The 22,514-nt window shown below is 57.5% G+C and carries 17 protein-coding genes, 6 tRNA genes and 2 rRNA genes; 14 read left to right on the top strand and 11 right to left on the bottom strand.

The window, feature by feature from the left end; genetic code table 11:
* Nucleotides 1-63: 63 nt before the first annotated feature.
* Nucleotides 64-1,329, bottom strand: coding sequence for an inorganic phosphate transporter (locus I6L49_RS13385; protein ID WP_005343043.1), 1,266 nt, complete (start codon nucleotides 1,327-1,329; stop codon nucleotides 64-66).
* A 25-nt stretch (nucleotides 1,330-1,354) separates the two neighbouring features.
* Nucleotides 1,355-2,035 carry a TIGR00153 family protein gene (locus I6L49_RS13390; RefSeq protein ID WP_005340244.1) on the bottom strand — a complete coding sequence of 227 codons (681 nt, stop codon included), beginning with the start codon at nucleotides 2,033-2,035 and terminating at the stop codon, nucleotides 1,355-1,357.
* 169 nt (nucleotides 2,036-2,204) lie between these two features.
* On the opposite strand from I6L49_RS13390, the gene I6L49_RS13395 reads away from it, so the two are divergent.
* Entirely contained in the window at nucleotides 2,205-3,173 is a 969-nt protein-coding gene (locus I6L49_RS13395) for an inorganic triphosphatase (protein ID WP_216949725.1), read from the top strand.
* A 74-nt stretch (nucleotides 3,174-3,247) separates the two neighbouring features.
* Here I6L49_RS13395 and dapA read toward each other — a convergent pair whose 3' ends face one another.
* Nucleotides 3,248-4,120: a 4-hydroxy-tetrahydrodipicolinate synthase gene (gene dapA, locus I6L49_RS13400; RefSeq protein ID WP_100654624.1), complete on the bottom strand. Its 873-nt coding sequence runs from the start codon at nucleotides 4,118-4,120 to the stop codon at nucleotides 3,248-3,250.
* Between the two features lie 280 nt (nucleotides 4,121-4,400).
* Between dapA and rsmC the strand changes: the two genes are divergently transcribed.
* The 9 genes from rsmC to I6L49_RS13445 all read left to right on the top strand — a co-directional run bounded on the left by rsmC (nucleotide 4,401) and on the right by I6L49_RS13445 (nucleotide 9,403).
* The gene (gene rsmC / locus I6L49_RS13405) at nucleotides 4,401-5,429 is read left to right on the top strand and encodes a 16S rRNA (guanine(1207)-N(2))-methyltransferase RsmC (RefSeq protein WP_204384979.1); all 1,029 of its coding nucleotides are present in this window, start codon (nucleotides 4,401-4,403) and stop codon (nucleotides 5,427-5,429) included.
* A 151-nt stretch (nucleotides 5,430-5,580) separates the two neighbouring features.
* Nucleotides 5,581-6,798 carry a glucose-1-phosphate adenylyltransferase gene (gene glgC / locus I6L49_RS13410; RefSeq protein WP_058056511.1) on the top strand — a complete coding sequence of 406 codons (1,218 nt, stop codon included), beginning with the start codon at nucleotides 5,581-5,583 and terminating at the stop codon, nucleotides 6,796-6,798.
* Nucleotides 6,788-8,248 (top strand): glycogen synthase GlgA, encoded by a 1,461-nt coding sequence (glgA, locus tag I6L49_RS13415; protein WP_005343039.1) that lies wholly within the window; start codon nucleotides 6,788-6,790, stop codon nucleotides 8,246-8,248. Before glgC ends, glgA begins: the two co-directional genes overlap by 11 nt.
* A gap of 128 nt (nucleotides 8,249-8,376) precedes the next feature.
* Nucleotides 8,377-8,462, top strand: a tRNA-Leu gene (locus I6L49_RS13420).
* Nucleotides 8,463-8,515: 53 nt separating this feature from the next.
* Nucleotides 8,516-8,601: transfer RNA gene (locus I6L49_RS13425), tRNA-Leu, on the top strand.
* A 45-nt stretch (nucleotides 8,602-8,646) separates the two neighbouring features.
* Nucleotides 8,647-8,732, top strand: a tRNA-Leu gene (locus I6L49_RS13430).
* A 46-nt stretch (nucleotides 8,733-8,778) separates the two neighbouring features.
* Nucleotides 8,779-8,864, top strand: a tRNA-Leu gene (locus tag I6L49_RS13435).
* A 71-nt stretch (nucleotides 8,865-8,935) separates the two neighbouring features.
* Nucleotides 8,936-9,021: transfer RNA gene (locus I6L49_RS13440), tRNA-Leu, on the top strand.
* Between the two features lie 109 nt (nucleotides 9,022-9,130).
* Nucleotides 9,131-9,403: a late competence development ComFB family protein gene (locus I6L49_RS13445; RefSeq protein ID WP_005343036.1), complete on the top strand. Its 273-nt coding sequence runs from the start codon at nucleotides 9,131-9,133 to the stop codon at nucleotides 9,401-9,403.
* On the opposite strand, the gene I6L49_RS13450 is transcribed toward I6L49_RS13445, so the two are convergent.
* Entirely contained in the window at nucleotides 9,398-9,607 is a 210-nt protein-coding gene (locus I6L49_RS13450; protein WP_216949726.1) for a hypothetical protein, read from the bottom strand. The two genes, I6L49_RS13445 and I6L49_RS13450, sit on opposite strands and share 6 nt — an antisense overlap.
* 301 nt (nucleotides 9,608-9,908) lie before the next feature.
* Between I6L49_RS13450 and nhaC the strand changes: the two genes are divergently transcribed.
* Entirely contained in the window at nucleotides 9,909-11,318 is a 1,410-nt protein-coding gene (gene nhaC, locus I6L49_RS13455) for a Na+/H+ antiporter NhaC (protein WP_005357819.1), read from the top strand.
* 138 nt (nucleotides 11,319-11,456) lie between these two features.
* Here nhaC and erpA read toward each other — a convergent pair whose 3' ends face one another.
* The 3 genes from erpA to clcA form a co-directional block, all read right to left on the bottom strand.
* Nucleotides 11,457-11,807, bottom strand: a complete 351-nt coding sequence (gene erpA, locus I6L49_RS13460; protein ID WP_005340225.1) for an iron-sulfur cluster insertion protein ErpA — start codon at nucleotides 11,805-11,807, stop codon at nucleotides 11,457-11,459.
* A gap of 87 nt (nucleotides 11,808-11,894) precedes the next feature.
* Entirely contained in the window at nucleotides 11,895-12,590 is a 696-nt protein-coding gene (locus I6L49_RS13465; protein WP_005343032.1) for a DUF6776 family protein, read from the bottom strand.
* A gap of 91 nt (nucleotides 12,591-12,681) precedes the next feature.
* Nucleotides 12,682-14,070: a H(+)/Cl(-) exchange transporter ClcA gene (clcA, locus tag I6L49_RS13470; protein WP_216949727.1), complete on the bottom strand. Its 1,389-nt coding sequence runs from the start codon at nucleotides 14,068-14,070 to the stop codon at nucleotides 12,682-12,684.
* A 244-nt stretch (nucleotides 14,071-14,314) separates the two neighbouring features.
* Here clcA and hemL point away from each other — a divergent pair, with 244 nt between their 5' ends.
* Nucleotides 14,315-15,601, top strand: a complete 1,287-nt coding sequence (hemL, locus tag I6L49_RS13475) for a glutamate-1-semialdehyde 2,1-aminomutase (protein WP_216949728.1) — start codon at nucleotides 14,315-14,317, stop codon at nucleotides 15,599-15,601.
* Between the two features lie 217 nt (nucleotides 15,602-15,818).
* Nucleotides 15,819-16,634, top strand: a complete 816-nt coding sequence (locus I6L49_RS13480) for a hypothetical protein (RefSeq protein ID WP_216949729.1) — start codon at nucleotides 15,819-15,821, stop codon at nucleotides 16,632-16,634.
* Here the strand turns inward: I6L49_RS13480 and I6L49_RS13485 are convergent.
* Together I6L49_RS13485 and I6L49_RS13490 are read right to left on the bottom strand one after the other, a co-directional pair.
* Nucleotides 16,549-17,451, bottom strand: a complete 903-nt coding sequence (locus I6L49_RS13485) for a sulfite exporter TauE/SafE family protein (RefSeq protein WP_216949730.1) — start codon at nucleotides 17,449-17,451, stop codon at nucleotides 16,549-16,551. The two genes, I6L49_RS13480 and I6L49_RS13485, sit on opposite strands and share 86 nt — an antisense overlap.
* Before the next feature lie 296 nt (nucleotides 17,452-17,747).
* Entirely contained in the window at nucleotides 17,748-18,497 is a 750-nt protein-coding gene (locus I6L49_RS13490) for a DsbA family protein (RefSeq protein ID WP_042084194.1), read from the bottom strand.
* 197 nt (nucleotides 18,498-18,694) lie between these two features.
* Here I6L49_RS13490 and I6L49_RS13495 point away from each other — a divergent pair.
* Nucleotides 18,695-18,782: transfer RNA gene (locus tag I6L49_RS13495), tRNA-Ser, on the top strand.
* A gap of 567 nt (nucleotides 18,783-19,349) precedes the next feature.
* Here the strand turns inward: I6L49_RS13495 and rrf are convergent.
* Both rrf and I6L49_RS13505 read right to left on the bottom strand, forming a co-directional pair.
* Nucleotides 19,350-19,464, bottom strand: a 5S ribosomal RNA gene (gene rrf, locus I6L49_RS13500).
* A gap of 119 nt (nucleotides 19,465-19,583) precedes the next feature.
* Nucleotides 19,584-22,473: ribosomal RNA gene (locus I6L49_RS13505) — 23S ribosomal RNA — on the bottom strand.
* Nucleotides 22,474-22,514: the final 41 nt, after the last annotated feature.

A 22,514-nucleotide genomic window follows, 5' to 3' on the forward strand; every position in this document is an offset into this window, starting at 1 on the left:
TCCCGCGCACAATAAAAAAAGCCCGAGTCGATGACTCGGGCTTTTTGCTGAATGTCGCTTCGATTAGGAGAAGCAGGCCTGCAGCACGTAGAAGATGGCGATAGCCAGAATGGCACCTGCAGGCAGGGTGATGATCCAGGAGACCACGATGTTGCGCAGTACCCCCAGATTCAGCGCCGCAATACCGCGCGCCAGACCGACACCCATCACAGCACCGACCAGGGTCTGGGTGGTGGAGATGGGCAGACCGGTACCGGAGGCAATCACCACGGTCGCGGCAGTCGCCAGCTGGGCAGCAAAACCACGGCTCGGGGTCAGGTGAGTGATGCCGGTACCGACCGTCGCCATCACCTTCTCGCCCATAGTCGCCAGACCGATCACGATACCGATACCGCCGAGGGGCAGGATCCACCAGGCAATGGCTGCCTGACTGGAAATCTCGCCACCGGAAGCCACGATCGAGGCCACCGCAGAGAGCGGGCCAATGGCGTTGGCCACATCGTTGGAGCCGTGGGCAAAGGCCATGGCACAGGCAGTGATCACCATCAGGATGCCGAACACCTTCTCCACGTTGGCGAAGTGCATCTTGCTGTCATCCTGCGGGTTGTACTTCTGGCCGCGAATGTAGATCCAGCCGGCAAACGCCACTGCGATGGAGATGGCAATCGAAAGCAGAATGCCCTCGCCATCGCTCAGGTGCAGACCGACGTGGGTCAGCCCCTTCTTGATGGTCACCAGACAGATCACCAGCGCAGTCAGGAACATGTAGAACGGCACATAGCGCTTGGCGTTGTTCAGGGGATCATCGGTGTTGAAGATAAGCTTCTGCACGCTGATGAACATGAAGTAGGCGATGACACCGGAGATGGCCGGGGTGATGACCCAGGAGCCGACGATGCCGCCAAACTTGCTCCACTGCACCGCTTCCGGGCCAATGCTCACCACAGCGAAACCGACGATGGCGCCGATGATGGAGTGAGTGGTCGAGACAGGCCAGCCGAAGTAGGAGGCGAGGATCAACCAGGCGCCTGCCGCCAGCAGGGAGGCGATCATGCCGAGCACCAGCAGATCCGGGCTATCGACAAACGCATTGCTGTCGATGATGCCGTTACGGATGGTGGCCGTCACTTCGCCACCGGCCAGATAGGCACCGGCAAATTCGAAGATCATGGCAATGATGATCGCCTGACGGATGGTCAGGGATTTGGTGCCGACCGATGTTCCCATGGCGTTGGCCACGTCATTCGCGCCAATGCCCCAAGCCATCAAAAAGCCGAACAAGGCCGCCACGAGCACCAGAGTGGTGCCGTAATTCGCGATAATGTCCATTAGTAGTGTTTACCCAGTCAGTCGATTACGAACGAGCCAGCATCAGTTCCAGACGGGCGCCTACGCGCTCGGCCTGATCTGCCAGGTCACCTACCCATTCGAGGATCTTGTAAAGGAACATCACATCGATCGGATTGTAATTGTGCTCAACCGCTTGCAGCTGTTGGCGAAGTCCGATCTGCATGGTGTCTGTATCGTCCTCGATCAGATCCAGCTGGTGGATCATCTCGGCAACCATTTCCACTTCCCGTCCTTTGAAGCCGGTCTCGAGCAGCTCGTCGAGCTCCCCGATCGCTTTCTCGGCCTGAGCGGTCGCATCAATACAACGTTTGAGGTAAGCCATGAAATCCGTCCGCATTTCGGCGGGGAACTCCATGCGACGGCCAAGCATGCGGCCGGAGATATCCTTGGCACGGTTGGCAATCTTGTCTTGCTGGGTCAACAGCTCCAGCAGGTCGGTACGTGCAACCGGCAGGAACAGGCCGCGAGGCAGTTTCAGACGGATTTCACGCTTGAGGGTATCTGCCTCTTTTTCCAGTTGGGCGATCTGTTGCCGGATCTTCTCGGCATCTTCCCAACGGTCTTCGGCAACAGCGTCAAAGAAGGGAACCAACTGCTGGGAGCACTGGTGAACCTTGACGATATGCTTCTGCAGCGGCTTGATGGGGGACTTGGCAAAAAGCCCCAAAATAGTATTTACTGGCATGGCCAAACCTGTGTCGGTGAAAAAACACTCGATACGATTTTATGAGGCGCGCATGGTAACCGAACTGCGCCCTCAATTAAACCGCGAATTAATCTAGTCGTCTCGCGGGCATTATATCCCCGCGACCCGAATCCTGCCCCCCAAAGTTGCCTGCCAGCCCGGAATGACTATGCAAACTGAGATCGAGATAAAGTTTTTTGTCGCCCGCGACATTCAAGCCAAGTTATCCAACCTGCTGAATTCTCTTGAGATTAAAGAATCGTCACAACAGCAGCTCGGCAACGTCTATTTCGATACGCCGACCCTGGCTCTGCGCCAGCTGGAGATGGGGTTGCGCATTCGCCGCTGCGACGCCTTCGCCGAACAGACCATCAAATGCCGTGGCCAGGTGGTGGGCGGCCTGCATGCCAGACCCGAGTACAACGCCCCTGTCAGCGGCGATTTGCCGACCCTCTCGGCCTTTCCCGATGAGATTTGGCCGACCCTGACCGAGCGTGACCACATTCAGCAGCAGCTGGTCGCCCAGTTTCGCACCGACTTCCTGCGCCGCCATTGGTTGATCTTCTTCGAGGGGGCCGAGATTGAGCTGGCCTGGGATCAGGGAGAGATAGTCGGCAGCCAAGGCAGCACCACCATCAACGAACTGGAACTGGAGCTCAAATCAGGCGCGACCGCGGCGCTGTTTGCACTGGCCCAACGCCTCGCCAAGCTTGGTGGGCTGCGTCTCGGCGCCCAATCCAAGGCCCAGCGCGGCTATCGACTGGCCGGGCTCGGCAAACCGCTGTCCCTGCAGGCGCTGGTCGAGCATGAAGGTATGGATGGCATAACGGGGGTAAGCGAGGGGCTGGGTCACTGGCAGCACCACGAGCAGCTCTGGCTGGAGCATCCGCAGGATGAAGAAGCTCAACAGCAGGCACTCGCGGCCCTGTGCCAAGGGATCGATCTGGTCGCCCGCACTGCGGCCGCGCTGCCACAACCCGCGCCCTGGCTACCCGCCCTGACCAGCCTGCACGCCCATCTGCAAGCCCAATCGGACGAGCAAAACGAGTGGCCTGCCGAACTGGCCGATCTCTTCCTCTATCCGGCATATGTCGAGTTGCAACTGGCCATCGCTGCCTGGCTACATCACGCGGCCTGAGTGGGGCGATGTCGTAAATAAAGGCCAGAAAAGCCGAAAACAAAACGGGTGAGCCTTGGCTCACCCGTTTTGCATTACAGCAGGTTGAGCTGCTGCATGGCGCTGCGAATGCGCTCGCGGGTCGCTTCTGACAGCGGCATCACCGGCAGTCGGCACTCCTCGCTACAGAAACCGAGCAGGGAAGCGGCATATTTGGCACCAGCCGGACTCGGCTCGGCAAACATCGCCTGATGGAGCGGGATCAGCTTGTCTTGCAGCTCACGCGCTTCTTGCCACTTGCCAGCCAGCGCCAAATTTTGAACCTCGGCCACCAGCTTGGGGGCCACGTTGGCGGTCACAGAGATACAGCCCTGACCGCCGCCGATGTTGTAAGCAACCGCAGTGGCATCCTCACCGGAGAGCCAGGCGAAGGGCTTTTTGATCAGCTGGCGCTCGGTCCAGGGGCGGGCCAAGTCGCCTGTGGCATCTTTCACCCCGGCAATACGCGGCAGCTCGGCCAGACGAGCCAGGGTTGCGGGTTGCACGTCGACGATGGCGCGCGGCGGAATGTTGTAGACGATGATCGGCTTGGCGGTGGCATCGTGGACCGCCTTGAAGTGGTGGTAGAGCCCCTCCTGATTGGGGCGGTTGTAGTAACCGGCCACATGCAGGGTGGCATCGGCGCCCACCCGCTCGGCATGGAGGGTGTACTCGATGGCTTCGACCGGATTGTTGGAGCCCGCTCCGGCAATGACCGGAATACGGCCAGCGACCTGTTTGACCACCAGCTCCACCACCCGGCAATGCTCGTCGTGGGTCAGGGTCGGACTTTCCCCCGTGGTCCCCACCGGCACAATGCCGTGAGTGCCCTGTTCGATATGCCACTCCACCAGACGCAGCAGCGCCTCTTCATCCAGCTTTCCCTGTCGAAACGGGGTGATCAACGCAACGATTGAACCTTGAAACATGGGATCTCCTTCTCCTAAATGACGCGCATATGGCAATAAAAAACCCCGGTACGATGTGCGCAACCGGGGTTTGAAGCTTCTCAGGGATGAGAGGTTACGCGCGAACGTCGGCAGGCCCGAATTTCAGGCTTTTTTTGTGCTTTCGTTTCAACCCGTTGAACCGCATTTCGTCATCTCTGGTCAAAAAATGGTGTCTGGGCATATTTCGGGAACACGGCATAAATGTCAAGGCGAAAGGGGCTATGTATAATGGCCGCCCAAAATTGCGTGGAGAGACCCGATGAGCAGCCCTATCAGTGCCGTCAGCCAGATGCTGGAACGAAACCAAGCCCTCTTTGTCGGCAAGCGGCTACTTGTCTGTGGCGCACTGGAGGATGACTACCCCCGCCAGCTGGCGAGCCTGGCCCAGAGCCTGACCGTCTTTACCACCGATTACTGCTACTACCGCAGCCAGCAGGCCGCCCTCGGCGAGGCTATCCTGTTCGACCACCAGCTAGGTGGCGCCCCCCGCTTCGATGCCCTGTTGCTGCTGATGCCCAAGGCCAAGGCCGAGGCACAATATCTGCTGGCCATGATGACCCCCTTGCTGGAGGCGGGTGCCGATCTGTTCCTGGCCGGTGAAAACCGCGGCGGCATCAATGGCGCCGACAAGCTGCTGGCCCCCTATGGCGAAAAGCCGGTCAAGCGCGATTCGGCGCGCCGCTGCTCCCTCTATCACGGTGAGCTGAGCCAACCGGTCGCCCCGTTCGATCTGGATAGCTGGTTTGGCCGCTACCAGTGCAAGGCGGGTGATACCGAGCTTACCGTGCTGGCACTGCCCGGCGTATTCAGCGCCGCCGAGCTGGATCTCGGCACCCAGATGCTGCTGGCCGCGGTGCCGCCGATGAAGGGCGAACTGCTCGATTTCGGCTGCGGCGCCGGGGTGATTGGGTCTGTGCTGGCCAAGCGCAATCCGGATCTGCAGGTCAACATGGTGGATATCAGCGCGCTGGCGCTCGAATCGAGCCGCCGCACCCTGGCGATCAACGGTCTGCAGGGCAAGGTCACCGCTTCCGATGTCTACTCGGATGTCTCCACCCGTTTCCAGCACATCGTCTCCAACCCGCCATTCCATGCGGGTCTCAAAACCTTCTATGCGGCAACCGAGCAGTTCCTGGCCAAGGCGCCGGAATTTTTGCTGTCAAATGGTTCGCTGACCATTGTTGCCAACGCCTTCTTGCGCTACCAGCCTATACTGGAGACACACTTCAAACGGACTGAAGTGATCAGCAGTGATGCCAAATTCAAGGTCTATCTGAGCAAAGTGTAATTAAGTGTAAGCAGTACAAGAAAACAGCTAGAGAGCCCCATACGGGATCTGGTAAGGTACTAAGAGCACGATAAAAACCACCCCTTTAGGGGTGTTTTTATGCCGAGCTTTGAAAACCTTTTCATGTTGTTCATTCAGGGAGAGAAATACGATGGCAGGCATATTGACCATGATCCTGGCTGGTGGCGAAGGTACTCGCCTGCAGCCTCTGACCACTACCCGCAGCAAGCCTTCCGTCCCCTTTGGTGGCAGCTACCGGCTGATCGACTTTGTCCTCAACAACTTCGTCAACGCCGACTTTCTGCGCATCTATGTACTGACCCAATTCAAATCCCAGTCCCTCTACCTGCACATGAAGAAGGGCTGGAATATCGTCGGCATCACCGACCGCTTTATCGACCCTATCCCGGCCCAGATGCGGATGGGCAAACGCTGGTATGACGGCACCGCCGATGCTATCTACCAGAACCTCGGTTTTATCGAGCGGGCCGAACCGGATCACGTCTGCATCTTCGGCTCCGACCACATCTACAAGATGGATGTGAGCCAGATGGTCACCTTCCACAAGCAGAAGAACGCCGCCATGACGGTCGCGGCACTTCGCATGCCCATCGAAGAAGCGAGCGCCTTCGGGGTGATCGAGGTGGATGCCGAAGGGCGGATGATCGGCTTTCAGGAGAAACCGAAACAGCCGAAACACATTCCCGGCGATCCCACCCAGGCACTTGTCTCCATGGGCAACTACATATTCGAGACCGAGGCGCTTTGCCGCGAGTTAAAACGGGATGCCGCCGAGGAGAACTCCAGCCACGACTTTGGCAAGGATGTGATCCCGAGCCTCTACCCGCGCGCCCCCGTCTATGTCTACGACTACAGCACCAACGTCATCCCCGGCGAGAAACCGCACGTCTACTGGCGGGATGTGGGCACCCTCGACTCTTATTGGCAAGCGCACATGGACCTGGTGGCCGACAATCCCCCCTTCTCCCTCTATAACCGCAAGTGGCCCCTGCACACCCACTATCCGGCGCTGCCGCCTGCTACCTTCATCGACAGCGACGAGTGCAAGGTGAAGATCGCCAACTCGCTCATCTCCGCCGGTTGCTTCATTCAGGGCAGCCAGATCCAGCGATCCATCCTCGGTTTCCGCTGCAATATCGGCGCGTGCAGCCATATCAGTGAATCCGTGCTGCTGGGGGATGTGAAGATTGGTGAGGGGTGCTCCATCCGGCGCGCGATCATAGATAAAAACGTTGAAATTGCGCCCGGCACCGTTATCGGTGAAAATCTCGACCACGATAGAGAGCGATTTACCGTATCCGAAGGCGGTATCGTGGTGGTACCTAAGGGAGCAAGAGTTGGCTATTAACCCACTGAAAATCCTGTTTGTTGCCTCGGAGGTTGAGGGGCTGGTCAAGACCGGGGGCCTGGCCGATGTCGCCAGAGCCCTGCCGATGTACCTGGCCCAGAAGGGGCATGATGTCAGGATCATGCTCCCCTTCTACAAGACGATAAAACGACGGGATGAGGCCAGACTGGTCGCTTCTCGCTGGTTGCCAACCCACCCCGGGCTGCCGGATATCGGTTATCGCATCTACCAGATGGAGCTGGATGGCGTCTGCGTCTATCTGCTCGACTGCCCGCAATATTTCGATCGTCCCCAGCTCTACGCCGAGAACAATCAGGCCTATCCGGATAATGGCGAGCGCTTTGCCTTCTTCTCTGCCGCAGCCCTCCATGCCTGCGAGCAGCTCGGCTTTGCCCCGGATATCGCCCACTGCAATGACTGGCACACCGGCCTGCTGCCACTGCTGCTTAAAACCCGTCACGCCCACAACCCCTTCTTCCAGCAGACTCGCAGCGTGATCAGTATTCACAACGCGGCGTTTCAGGGGGTGTTTGGCCGCGAGCAGTTCTGGGCCATGCCCGAGATCGCCGACTACGAACGCCGCATCAACTACGACTACGGCCACGTCAATCTGCTCAAATGCGGGGTGCTCTACGCCGACAAGATCAATGCGGTCAGTCCCAACTATGCCCAGGAGCTGCTGACTCACCTTGGCGCCCACGGCATGGCGCATATCTTCCAGCAACGGGCGGCGGATCTCTGTGGCATCCTCAACGGCTGCGACTACAAGGACTGGGATCCTGAGTTCGACGAATTCCTGCCTGCGACCTACAGCATCGACAACATGGCTGGCAAACAGATCTGCAAAGAGAGCCTGCAACAGGAGGCGGGGCTGGCCGTGGCGGACTTGCCCATCTACGGCATGGTTTGCCGCCTGACCGAGCAAAAGGGCGTTCCCCTGCTGCTCCCTGCGTTGGAGAAATTCCTCCACCATCAGGTACAAGTGGTGATCGTCGGCTCTGGCGATCCTGCGCTCGCCACGCAACTGCAAACCATGGCTCGGGATTATCCGGGCAAGCTCGCCTTCATCAACACTTATGACGATCGGCTGGCTCATCTGGTCGAAGCCGGTGCCGACTTCTTCCTGATGCCCTCGCTGTTCGAGCCTTGCGGCCTCAACCAGATGTACAGTCTCGCCTATGGCACTCTGCCACTGGTGCGCGCCGTGGGTGGTCTGAAAGATACCGTGGTGGATTGGGATGCCGATCCCGAGCATGCCACCGGCTTCTGTTTTAACGATCCGACTGCCGCCATCCTGCTCGATACCATGCGCCGCAGCCTGCTCTATTTCCTGCAGGACAAAGAGCGTTTTGCCAAGGTGCAGCGTAATGCCATGAGCACCCGCTTCAACTGGCCTGACTCGGTCACCCAGTATGAACGGATGTATCAGAGCGCATTGGGCCGTTACTGAACGCCAAACGTCAGCTGATTGCTGAAGTTTTGTACCCTTGGCGCCACTTTGGGCGTCAACAGCGAAAAAAGTCCCCTTTGGCTGTTGACGCTCCCCCAAAACTCTATAGAATCCCCCTCCGCAGTGATGCGAAGGTGGCGGAATTGGTAGACGCGCTAGCTTCAGGTGTTAGTGTCCCACGGATGTGAGGGTTCGAGTCCCTCTCTTCGCACCAATACTGCCATGCTGATTCAGCAGCATGTAAATCCAACTAGAAAACCCTAATGTGCGAAGGTGGCGGAATTGGTAGACGCGCTAGCTTCAGGTGTTAGTGCCCCCCGGGTGTGAGGGTTCGAGTCCCTCTCTTCGCACCATGCTTTTATCAGACAGCATGTAAATCCAGACTGATAACCCGATGTGCGAAGGTGGCGGAATTGGTAGACGCGCTAGCTTCAGGTGTTAGTGTCCCACGGATGTGAGGGTTCGAGTCCCTCTCTTCGCACCATGCTTTATCCAGACAGCATGTAAATCCAGACTGGAAACCCGAATGTGCGAAGGTGGCGGAATTGGTAGACGCGCTAGCTTCAGGTGTTAGTGCCCCCCGGGTGTGAGGGTTCGAGTCCCTCTCTTCGCACCATGCTTCTGACATGTAAAAACAGAGCAATGCGCTCCAACCGCATTTAAAAACCAGCTGGAGAAAATCAGTGTGCGAAGGTGGCGGAATTGGTAGACGCGCTAGCTTCAGGTGTTAGTGTCCCACGGATGTGAGGGTTCGAGTCCCTCTCTTCGCACCATTCATTACGCAAAAGGCCCATCACGAAAGTGATGGGCCTTTTGTTTTTACTCCTTGTTATGGCTATGCTTTTGACGACTCCCCGCTCATCGTCATGCCAAGGAACGCATATGATACTGGATACCGACATTCACAACTTTTACGAACATCTGGTGCTCAAGGAGATTGAGAAACAGGGGCTGCAGCAAAAGCTCAACAGCGATCAGATGGCCGACCTCTGCTGCCTTACCCTCAACCAGCTTCCGGCCCACTATATTCGCCACAATGTCGACATGATCTACTTCCTGACCGACGCCAAGCGTACCGAAATGGAGAAACTGGTGGTCGAATCGCTCAAGGTGGCACAGCAGAAGATCAAGCAGGCTCCCGTCAAAAGCTCATAACCATGGCTGCTGCCAGAGCAGGGTGACGATACCGGTCAACCCGGCCACTGGCAGCAAGATCAAGGCGGGGCGCAATCCGGGCTCCTGCATCACCCAGGCAGCCAGCAGAAAACCGGCACTCCAGGTGCCGTACTCTTTATCCTGACCCCATGCGAGTACGGCCACCGCCACCAGCAACATCATCCCCCGCAATATCCAGCGCATTGTTTTCTCCCCAACCAACAATTGATAATAATTATCATCTTCATCTGCTGGGGATGCAAGTGGCGTCACAGGCAAGCTTCGTATGTGACCCTTTGTGTCAACAGGCCGCTCAAAAACGGGTTATGAGATCAACTAATTTGTGATTTTTTCAATCAAATGTGCATTTTTGCCAATTTGATGGGGCTTTAACCCTTCGGGTTTGTGGTAGATTGCGGCCTCTTTTTGGGTTGCCTCCTCGGGATCGATGTATCCACAGGACGAGAGGGAGTGACCTTGGCGAGCAAGAGTTTAGGAAGTATCTATGCAAAACCAACAAAACCACATCCGACTACCGGGCATGGCACAGGTGTTTGCCTGTCTGGCCATTTTCCTGGCCTTGGCATTCTCGTTCACCAGCGTGCTCGATCTGCCGATCCAGCTGGCGCTGTTCATCGCCTGGTTCGTCATCATGGGACTTGGCATCAAACTCGGCCACGATTACAAATCCCTGGAGCAGGCTGCCGTTGACGGAGTTGCCAAGGGGATGGGGGCCATCCTGATCCTGGTCTCCGTCGGTGCTCTGGTCGGCACCTGGATTGCCGGCGGCATTGTTCCCAGCATAATCTACTTCGGCCTCAAGGTGATCCATCCGTCCATCTTCCTGCTGGCAACCCTGATCATCTGTTCCCTGACCTCGCTGGCCACCGGCACCTCTTGGGGCTCTGCCGCCACCGCCGGTATCGCCATGATGGGGATCGGCCACAGCCTCGGCGTGCCTGCGCCGCTGGTAGCCGGTGCCGTGCTCTCCGGCGTCTATTTTGGTGACAAGCTCTCTCCGCTCTCCGACTCAGTAGTGCTGGCTTCGACCATGTCCAACGTCGATGTGGTGGAGCATATCAAGGGGATGCTGCCCATCAGCCTGCTCTCCTATGTCATCACCGCCGTACTGTTCACCGTGGTGGGCATGCAGTATTCGGGTAATGTCAGCCTGGAGCAGGTCAATCTGGTGATGGAAGCTCTCGACAACCAGTTCAACATTACCCCACTGGCCATAGTGCCGGTGGTGCTGGTACTGGGCCTGTTGGCCAATCGCAAGCCCGCCTTCCCGGTGATCAGCTTCGGTGCCCTGCTGGGCCTGATCTGGGCCATCGCCTTCCAGGGCATGGATCCGGTCAAGGCAATGCACTCGGCTTATAGTCCGTTTGCCATCACCTCCGGCATCGACTTTATCGACAACATTCTCGGTCGCGGCGGCATGGAGTCCATGCTGGGCTCGGTCGCGGTCATCATCTTCGGTCTCGGGTTTGGCGGCCTGCTGGAGAAGGTCGGTATTCTGGAAGTGATCGCCAGCGCTTTCGAGAAGCGCATCAATAGCGTCGGCAGCCTGACCAGCCACACCATCGGCACCGCGTTTCTGGCCAACGTGTTTGGCTCGGCCATGTATGTGTCGCTGATCCTGACTCCCAAGATCATGGCCAAGAACTACGATCGGCTGGGACTGGCACGCAAGAACCTCTCTCGCAACGCCGAGTTTGGCGGCACCCTCACCTGCGGCATGGTGCCCTGGAGCGACAACGGCATCTTCATGGCCGGGGTGCTGGGGGTGGCAACCCTCGACTACCTGCCCTACATGTGGCTGAGCTTCACCTGCATCATTGTGACCATCACCCTCGCCTACATGGGCAAGGCAGTGAACCGGATCCCGCTGGTCGCGGCGGCAAGCTCCCGTTAAGCCATCCTGCAAACAACAAAGGCGCCATCAAGGCGCCTTTGTTGTTTCAGAGAAATGCTGTTTGATGGAGCTCACGGATCACCACAAACAAAAACAGCCCTCGTTGCCGAGAGCCGTTTCATCAGACCGATACGCCGATCAGATGGAGAAGCTGGAGCCACAGCCACAGGTCGTGGTGGCATTGGGGTTGGTCACGGTGAAGCGTGAACCTTCCAGACCCTCGGTGTAATCCACACTGCCGCCTACCAGATATTGCAGGCTCATGGGATCGATCACCATGGTGACGCCATTCTTCTCGACTACGGTGTCTCCGTCGTTGATCTTCTCATCAAAGGTAAAGCCATACTGGAAACCGGAGCAGCCCCCACCCGTGATGTATACCCGCAGCTTCAGCTCGGGATTCTCTTCCTCGGTGATCAGGTTCTTCACCTTGTTGGCCGCCGCATCCGTCATCTGGATGGGCAGCGGGGCTTCTGCTACTGCACTCATTACTGACCTCACAACCATTAGATCCACAAACATGGAAACCGCGAAATTATCCAATACCCGACCATTCAGTTCAAGTATTCACCACGTTTAACCGGCAGCGGGAACCGGAGCAGGCGGTGCGGCGACCAGCGGCTTGATCACCTCGCCCCACTCAACCAGCAGCTCTTGCGCCGGTTGCCTGCCATCCTTGTTGATGGTGACACGGATCCGATCCGGCACAAAGCCTTCCGGCAACTGCCAATTCCCTTCCAGCAGCTGAAAATAACGCAGGGCATAGCGCCACTCACTCACCTTCATCCCGAGATCGCGGCCGGTTAGTGTCTTCGGCTTGTCAGCCAGACTCCCCTCGACCCGGATCTGCACCTGACCACGAAACAGCTCCCGCTTCTTGGCGGGCTGGGTCAGGGCGAGACGATAGTGGTAGCGACCGGGAATGCTGGTCTCCTGCAGAGTCAGGTTGTCGATCACCACACCCACCTGTTCGCCGGTGGGGCGCATGATCCGCTCGAAAAAGGCCAGCTGGCGCTTGAGCTCCTGCACCTGCGCCTCCTGACTCTTCAGGGTGGTCTGCAACTGCTCGAAGGCCGCTTTCTGGGTTGCCAGCTGGGTATCTTTCACCCCCAGCTCGGTCTTGAGCTGGCCGATGGCCTTGCCCTGGCGATCCAGCGTCTCCTGCTGTACCACCAACAGACTGCTCTGGGCCAGCTCCTGACGGTTACCGACAAAGTAACCGATGAGCCCGCCGACGGCTAACACGACCAATAACTTCAATAGATTGGACATAGCCCCTCATCCCGTTATCACGCCATTTACGGCAGCGCCTCTCCCTTCACTATACCGCCCTGACCGGGGCCAAAGGCGATAAAGGGAAAAATTAACTGGCCGTGGCGCTGCCATCACCTCGCTTTTGACGCGCGGCGAGCCGTAAAGTTCGCTCCAGGATCTGGGAATAGATGGGCCGCCCCCCCAGCCACTGGGCAACCAGAGTCGCCCCGACCGTGGTGATCATCATCGGCAGGATCAGCTGATAGTTGTCGGTCATCTCGGTGACCAGCACGATACCCGTGATGGGGGCACGCACGGTGGCAGCAAACAGCGCCCCCATTCCGGCGATGGCAAAGGCGCCTGGCTCGATGCCAAGCTCCGGAAACGCCGCATGAAACAGATGGCCAAACACCACGCCAAACAGGGTGCCCAACGCCAGGGTCGGCGCAAACACCCCACCCGGGGCACCGGAGCAGAAGCAGATGAGGGTCGCAACCAGCCGCACCGAGAAGATGAGGAACAGGGTCGCCATCGCATACTCATCCCCCATCAGATGAGGAATAAGCTCGGTGCCGCCGCCCGTCACCGAGGGGGCAAACAACGACAGCACACCAAACGTTCCGGCGACCAGCATGCCGATGGCGACGAAACGGTGGCGCTTGTTCTGATGCAGCGCCAGATAGCCATCCTGACATGCCAGCACCAACTTGTTGAAGACAAAACCCAGCACCCCGAAGGTGGCCCCCATAAAGAGGAACAGCCAGAGCGCCTTGAGGGCGGGCGCATCGTAGTGGGGCAGAGTGATCACCGCCCCCTGCCCTTTCATGTTCTGCAACATCAGGGTCGCCATGATGGCGGAGATCCCCACCGCCTTGATGGCCAGAAAGGAGTAGCGAAACTGCGGCCGCATCTCCTCCATCACGAACAGGATGCCCGCCAGCGGCGCATTGAAGGCTGCCGCCAGACCGCCCGCCGCACCGGCGGCCAACAGGGCATGGCCATGCTCCTTGGGCAGCCGGAAGATATCCGCCACCATCTTGCCGAGGTTGCCGCCGATCTGTACCGAAGGCCCCTCCCGCCCCAGCACCATACCGGAGCTCAGGGTACAGATGCCGCCGAAGAACTTGACCGGCAACACTCGCCACCACCGCACCGGGCGCAGCTCGTCCATCGCCCCCTCGATCTCGGGAATGCCGGAGCCGCCCGCTTCCGGGGCAAAGGTATGAGTGAGGAAGTAACCGACAAATCCCAGCAAGGCGCTGAAGCCAAAGCCAAGCAGACCGAGCTGCCACCAGGGACGGTCTGCCAGCAAATCGATACGTTGTTCTGCCAGCCAGTGGACACCCGATTCGAACAGACCGCACACCAGTCCGGCCAGGGTACCGACCAACGCCGCCAGCAGCAGCACCAGCAAGGGCATCTTGTCTTGCCGGATAATGCGGGAAAGCGGCCCCCGCAAAGAGGTATCGGCTTCAGAGGAGAGAGCTTGTTGCGCCATCTTGTTACACCAACTTGGAAAAACCATATCGTCAGCTAGCTGAGATCAGGATCACCCGGCGCGTTGCTCGGCTGCCCAGGGCTGGGGCTTTCTGCTATAGTCGGCCCGTTAAATTTTTGTCACGGGAGCAGACCGAGAGTCCGGGTGGCGAGAGCGCAAAGCATACTCCTGATGCTCCGGCCTGCCGAGTCTCAATCGGCTGCAATCCCTTGTGTGACGCCCAAAATCCCATTAAGGATGATCCATGTCAAAATCAGATCAGCTGTTTGAACAGGCCCGCCAGACCATTCCGGGTGGCGTCAACTCACCGGTCCGCGCCTTCAATGGGGTCGGCGGCACGCCCCGCTTCATCGATCACGCCGATGGCGCCTATCTCTATGATGTGGATGGTCAGGCCTACGTGGATTACATCGGCTCCTGGGGCCCCATGCTGCTGGGTCACAACCACCCCGCCATCAAGGCTGCCGTCATCAAGGCCGTTGAGAAAGGGCTGAGCTACGGTGCGCCGACCGAGATCGAAGTGCTGATGGCCGAGAAAGTCCGCCAGATCGTCCCCTCCATGGAGCAGGTGCGGATGGTCAACTCCGGCACCGAAGCCACCATGAGCGCCATTCGTCTGGCCCGTGGCTACACTGGCCGCGACAAGATCGTCAAATTCGAGGGCTGCTACCATGGCCACGCCGACTCCCTGCTGGTCAAGGCCGGTTCCGGCGCCCTGACCCTGGGTCAACCGAACAGCCCGGGCGTTCCGGCCGATTTCGCCAAACACACCCTGACCTGCGTCTTCAACGATCTGGATTCGGTGCGTGAAGCCTTCACCCAGTACGGCAGCGAGATCGCCTGTATCATCGTCGAGCCGGTCGCAGGCAACATGAACTGCATCCCGCCGGTCCCCGGCTTCCTGGAAGGGCTTCGCGCCATCTGTGACAAGTTCGGTGCCCTGCTGATCCTGGACGAGGTGATGACCGGCTTCCGCGTCTCCCTGCGCGGTGCTCAGGGTCACTACAACATCGACCCGGATCTCACCACCCTCGGCAAGATCATCGGTGCTGGCATGCCTGTGGGCGCCTTCGGCGGCAAGAAGAAGGTGATGCAGCACATCGCCCCGACCGGCCCTGTCTATCAGGCGGGTACTCTCTCCGGCAACCCGGTGGCCATGGCGGCCGGTCTGACCATGCTGGATCTGCTGCTGGAGCCGGGTCTCTATGAGCAGCTGAGCGCCAAGACAGCGCGGGTTGCCGAGGGATTGAAAGCGGCCGCCGCCAAGCACGGCATCCCGCTCGCCATCAACTATGTGGGCGGCATGTTCGGCGTCTTCTTCACCGAAGAGAACGAAATCACTCGCTACGAGCAGGTCACTCGCTGCGATATGGAACGCTTCAAGCGCTTCTACCATCTGATGCTGGAAGAGGGCGTCTATCTGGCGCCGAGCGCCTACGAGGCTGGCTTCCTGTCGCTGGCTCACGGCGACAAAGAGATTGAACACACTCTGGCTGCCGCCGAGCGCAGCTTCGCCAAGCTGGCTGGCTAAATCGCCGCTGGTTGTCGCAAAGGGCCCGTCACGGGCCCTTTTCTATCGCAGTACCTTCATCACCACACAGCTCTTCGATACGCCCAGTTCTGGTGCATTTCCCCCTCATCATCCGTCGTTTTGTCATCCTCTGGTGCAACTTGCCCTGCCATCCCTGTCATAAAGCAGGCCCACTATTTGCACATTCACCACAAGAGCCCACGTCACCGAGGTCCATATGGCAGAGATGAGCCCCATCGATGTGCTGCGGCGCTATCAGGAGTATCAGGAAGAGCTGACCCCACTACTGCAGGGGCTGCTCAGAGCCCCCCTTGCCTCGCTCAAGGGGTATCCCTTTGTGGTCAGCATTGACCACTATCAGGGGCCGATGTGCATCCAGCCTGCGGCACCGGCGGCCCATAACCGGCTGCATCTTATCGTGCAGGGGCAAGGACGGGAGATCACCATCTGTCTGAATCAGCTGATTGGCTGGTTGATGGGAGACAGGGAACGCCGCCGCGCCATGCCCTGGTTCAAGGCGGTCTATGTAGTGCTCAGCATGGCGCTGTTTCTCATCGTCGCGACGCTCATCTGGCACGGGCTGGAGCAGCTCTACCAGCTATTGTGCGGCGAGCAGCAGAACCAGCTCGGCGCCTTTAGCGCCATCATCTTCCTGACGCTGGCACTGGCGGTGTTCGATCTGGGCAAGACCATTCTGGAAGAGGAGGTACTGCTGCATAAGGATATCTTCCGCCACAGCGCCATTCGCCGCACCATCACCCGCTTTATCGCCGCCATTCTGATCGCGGTCTCCATCGAGGGGCTGTTGCTGCTGTTCAAAGGCTCGCTCGGCCAGAGCGAGCTGCTCTGGCCAGCGGTCGGAGTGATGGGGTGTGCGGTGGGTTTGCTGCTGGCGCTGGGCCTCTATGTTTTTCTGGGGGCCAAGGCCGAAGCGGCACTGGTACAGGCTAGCCTGCGCTCTCCACCGCCAGTTGCACAGAGGAGCGACGCGCCGCCCGCCAGGAGGCGTACATGGTCCAGGAGGTATAGATGACGATAAAGGCAACCAGCCACTTCAGCATCTCCATATCCATGGATTTGACCAGCATGGCGGCCAGCACCACACCGATGGGGCCAAAGATGGCCACCGCCAGCACCGCCTTGGCATCGAACGCCCCTTTGCGGATAAAGGTGCCCGCGGAGAAGACGCTAAGCACGGCGGTGGAGCCCATCATAATGGGAAAGGCCGCCAGCGGATTCATCCCCAGCAGATAAACCAACGTCATGCAGGGGGCAAACAGGCCGATACCGACATTCATCAGCACCCCGAAGATGAAATTGCCAAGCAGGGCGATCGCCAACTTGTAGCCGCTGAGCCCCATCGCATCGCCGCCTACAGGGAAAAGCCCCAGCAAACCGGCAAAGATAAGCCCTGCGACGACCAGTAAGGAAATGGCCATCACCAGCCGGATGGTCTGCCGATCAAACGAAGCCACATGACGAGCGCCCCAGGCTGCGCCAGCTGCGGCGGCCATCATCATGCTGATCAGCGTCAGCGGCTCCACCGCTACTGCGCCGACGAAGATCAGCGACTGAGTCACGGTCGGCAGCACACACTGCCCATTGAGGGTACCCGGCAGCACCCGGTCATCGATCAGCTTGAACTGCTTGTAGCAGGCGGTCTTCACCGCAAAGCTGCCCACCCCCAGGGTATCGAGGAAGTTGGCAACCCCACCGATCAACGCCACCGGCCAGAAGGGGGTCTCCTCAAAGGATCCACTCTGCTTCTTCCGCCAGCAGGCTTGCACCAGCATGAAGACAAATACGAGACCTCCGGCTATAAAAACCAGCCGTAAAATATCAACTAACATAGGGGTTTCTCCTGCAACGGGCGGCGATTCTAAGGCAAGCAGCAGAAAAAATCTTGACCGGAATTAAGCAATGCTCACGACACGCCTCCGCGAGGCGAAATATTTATCAATAGACTCCGAACGACTCTGCTAATAATTGTTACTGAGGCCAACAGGCCGGGTCCTGAGCACGTTGTTATGGTCCTTTCGCGACGACCACTTGTGCCAAAGGACATAATAAAAAAGAGGGCCGGTAGTGATACCGACCCTCTTTCTGTATCTGGCCGGGGCGCTGGGCCCTCGACCATAACAACTGCTTATTGAATGCTCTTGCCGGCACGCACGTCCTTGATAAACCCCTTCAGGCTAGCCAGATCACGGGGGGCACCGCGCAGGATCTGATCACCGATGATGAAGGCCGGGGTACCGGAGATACCAAGCGCTTCAGCCAACGCACGGTTGGTACCGAGGTTCTGGTCAATGCTGCCATCCTTGATCTTGGCCTCCACCTTGCTCCAGTCCACACCGGCCGCCACAGCCAACTGCTTGACCTGTGCTTCATCAGCGAGCGGGCCCTGATGGGTATAGAGCTTCTCGTGGAACGCCTGGTACTTGTCAGGCTGACCCAGCTGGACCGCCAGCGCAGCACGGGCTGCGAAGTAGGAGGACTCGCTCAGAATGGGGAACTGCTTGTAGATGTAACGGATATCTTTATCTTCCGCCATCAGCTGCTTGACCAGCGGATGGGCCCGTTTGCAGTAACCGCAGTTGTAATCGAAAAACTCTACAATGGTCAGCGACGCCTTCGGATTCCCCATCTCGGGATCCTGATTGGCATAAAGCTGCTTGGAGTGAGCCTTGATCAGCGCCTTGTCACTCTCGGCCTGCTGGCTCTCCTGCTTGGCACGCAGGGCATTGGACATCTCGACCAGGATCTCGGGATTCTTGACCAGATAGTCGCGAACAATTTGCTCGACATCGCTTTTGGTCAACTCGCTTGCATGTACCGGCGTCGCCAGCAGGGTCACGCCAGCCAGCGCGCAAAACAGGGCATTTTTAATAGTCATAACGTTATCTTGCAGAGGATATGATAGAGGCCACTATAGTGGTTGAGTCTGTTTTCAAGTCAAGTTATCTGGCCAAAAAAGCGCTTGAGACGCCCTGATTGCCACTTTTTCATGTCGTTTCGCGCAATTAACCAGCAATCGAACCGGACGGGGATTTACAAGCCGGATCAGCATGGTAATATTCGCCGCACTGCTGCGGAGGGGTGGCAGAGCGGCTGAATGCACCGGTCTTGAAAACCGGCGATGGGCGACCATCCGTGGGTTCAAATCCCACCTCCTCCGCCATTTATACCGAGCCCATGCAACCATGTTGCGTGGGCTTTTTACTTGCCTGCGATTTGCTATTTCCCATAGATTTCAACTCATTAGTCTTCTTCCACACCTTTCTTGATCTTCTAACCTGCGAGCTAAATAGCTGCCACAAGATCACCTACCAACATCGAACCTCTGCGTTCCTGCGCAATCCTTGCCCATTTTCTTATTACCCCAAACCACAACGACCCAACGCAGCCACCACGGTTCCAGCATGTTGGTACCGCCAATAACCCCTCTTCGGAATAAAGTCAGGGACGGCTAACCCAGGAAGCAGAGCTCCCAAGCAAGAGATCATGACGTATAAGCGATCATAGGATTCACGGGTTATGGCGGCACCAGAGCCACCGAACAAAGCGACAGCGGTTCAGCGAAGAAAGAGTACCAAGCGGAACATCAGGCTATTTGTGGAACCAGAAAACAGCGAAGAGCAACAATAAGAACAGAGGAGAAGAGATCAGATGGGTCAATTATCAGACGAATTACTGAATTTCAGCCAATAAAAAACCCCGCTCATTGAGCGGGGTTCTTAAATTGAGTGCCTGGCAGTGTCCTACTCTCGCATGGCGAATGCCACACTACCATCGGCGCTACCGCGTTTCACTTCTGAGTTCGGCATGGGATCAGGTGGTTCCACGGCGCTATGGCCGCCAGGCAAATTCTTAATCCAGAAAGCTGACGTGAGTAATGATGTTGCCCTTGGCTTATCACTATCACTGAATTTGAGTAGTTCGTTCATTCGCTACAAGGCCAGAAACACTTCTTGGGTGTTGTATGGTTAAGCCTCACGGGTAATTAGTATGGGTTAGCTCAACACGTCACCGCGCTTACACACCCCACCTATCAACGTTGTGGTCTCCAACGGCCCTTTAGGACCCTCAAGGGGTCAGGGATGACTCATCTCAGGGCTCGCTTCCCGCTTAGATGCTTTCAGCGGTTATCGATTCCGAACTTAGCTACCGGGCAGTGCCACTGGCGTGACAACCCGAACACCAGAGGTTCGTTCACTCCGGTCCTCTCGTACTAGGAGCAACTCCCTTCAATCATCCAACGCCCACGGCAGATAGGGACCGAACTGTCTCACGACGTTCTGAACCCAGCTCGCGTACCACTTTAAATGGCGAACAGCCATACCCTTGGGACCGACTTCAGCCCCAGGATGTGATGAGCCGACATCGAGGTGCCAAACACCGCCGTCGATATGAACTCTTGGGCGGTATCAGCCTGTTATCCCCGGAGTACCTTTTATCCGTTGAGCGATGGCCCTTCCATTCAGAACCACCGGATCACTATGACCTACTTTCGTACCTGCTCGACCTGTCCGTCTCGCAGTTAAGCTGGCTTATGCCATTGCACTAACCTCCTGATGTCCGACCAGGATTAGCCAACCTTCGTGCTCCTCCGTTACTCTTTGGGAGGAGACCGCCCCAGTCAAACTACCCACCAGGCACTGTCCGCGAGCCCGATTCAGGGCCCTGCGTTAGAACATCAAACATACAAGGGTGGTATTTCAAGGACGGCTCCAGCGCAACTGGCGTCACGCCTTCAAAGCCTCCCACCTATCCTACACATGTAGGTTCAATGTTCAGTGCCAAGCTGTAGTAAAGGTTCACGGGGTCTTTCCGTCTAGCCGCGGGTACACCGCATCTTCACGGCGAATTCGATTTCACTGAGTCTCGGGTGGAGACAGCATGGCCATGGTTACACCATTCGTGCAGGTCGGAACTTACCCGACAAGGAATTTCGCTACCTTAGGACCGTTATAGTTACGGCCGCCGTTTACCGGGGCTTCGATCAAGAGCTTCGCTTGCGCTAACCCCATCAATTAACCTTCCGGCACCGGGCAGGTGTCACACCCTATACGTCCACTTTCGTGTTTGCAGAGTGCTGTGTTTTTGATAAACAGTCCCAGCCATCTGGTCACTGCGACTCCCAACTGCTCCATCCGCAAGGGACTTCACTGTCAAGAGCGAACCTTCTCCCGAAGTTACGGTTCTATTTTGCCTAGTTCCTTCACCCGAGTTCTCTCAAGCGCCTTGGTATTCTCTACCCGACCACCTGTGTCGGTTTGGGGTACGATGACTTGTAATCTGAAGCTTAGAGGCTTTTCCTGGAAGCAGGGCATCAATGGCTTCCGCACCGTAGTGCGTTCGTCTCGTGTCTCAGTGTTGTGTCTCCGGATTTGCCTAGAAACACCACCTACGCACTTTCACCAGGACAACCGTCGCCTGGCCCACCTAGCCTTCTCCGTCCCCCCATCGCAATTACAAGTCGTGCAGGAATATTAACCTGCTTCCCATCGACTACGCCTTTCGGCCTCGCCTTAGGGGTCGACTCACCCTGCCCCGATTAACGTTGGACAGGAACCCTTGGTCTTCCGGCGAGGAGGCTTTTCACCCCCTTTATCGTTACTTACGTCAGCATTCGCACTTCTGATATCTCCAGCATACCTCTCGATACACCTTCGCAGACTTACAGAACGCTCCCCTACCACTCACACATAAGTGTGAATCCGCGGCTTCGGTGCCTGGTTTGAGCCCCGTTACATCTTCCGCGCAGGCCGACTCGACTAGTGAGCTATTACGCTTTCTTTAAATGATGGCTGCTTCTAAGCCAACATCCTAGCTGTCTGAGCCTTCCCACATCGTTTCCCACTTAACCAGAACTTTGGGACCTTAGCCGGCGGTCTGGGTTGTTTCCCTCTTCACGACGGACGTTAGCACCCGCCGTGTGTCTCCCGGATATTACTTACTGGTATTCGGAGTTTGCATGGGGTTGGTAAGTCGGGATGACCCCCTAGCCCAAACAGTGCTCTACCCCCAGTAGTATTCGTCCGAGGCGCTACCTAAATAGCTTTCGGGGAGAACCAGCTATCTCCGAGTTTGATTGGCCTTTCACCCCCAGCCACAGGTCATCCCCTAACTTTGCAACGTTAGTGGGTTCGGTCCTCCAGTTGATGTTACTCAACCTTCAACCTGCCCATGGCTAGATCACCCGGTTTCGGGTCTACACCTTGCAACTAGACGCCCAGTTAAGACTCGGTTTCCCTACGGCTCCCCTATACGGTTAACCTCGCTACAAAATGTAAGTCGCTGACCCATTATACAAAAGGTACGCAGTCACCCCGAAGGGCTCCCACTGCTTGTACGTACACGGTTTCAGGTTCTATTTCACTCCCCTCACAGGGGTTCTTTTCGCCTTTCCCTCACGGTACTGGTTCACTATCGGTCAGTCAGGAGTATTTAGCCTTGGAGGATGGTCCCCCCATATTCAGACAGGATGTCACGTGTCCCGCCCTACTCGATTTCACATCAAGGTTGTTTTCGTGTACGGGGCTATCACCCTGTATCGCCGGCCTTTCCAGGACCGTTCCACTAACTTCCAAGATGCTTAAGGGCTAATCCCCGTTCGCTCGCCGCTACTGAGGGAATCTCGGTTGATTTCTTTTCCTCGGGGTACTTAGATGTTTCAGTTCTCCCGGTTCGCCTCGTTACACTATGTATTCATGTAACGATACCCAAGTTATCTTGGGTGGGTTTCCCCATTCGGAAATCTGTGAGTAATAGCGTCTCTTACCGACTTCTCACAGCTTATCGCAGGTTAGTACGTCCTTCATCGCCTCTGACTGCCAAGGCATCCACCATGTACGCTTAGTCACTTAACCATACAACCCCAAGAAGTGTCGTCGAAACGACGCGACCTGTT

The sequence above is a fragment of the Aeromonas sp. FDAARGOS 1419 genome (genome assembly GCF_019047045.1).
Taxonomy (GTDB): domain Bacteria; phylum Pseudomonadota; class Gammaproteobacteria; order Enterobacterales; family Aeromonadaceae; genus Aeromonas; species Aeromonas veronii.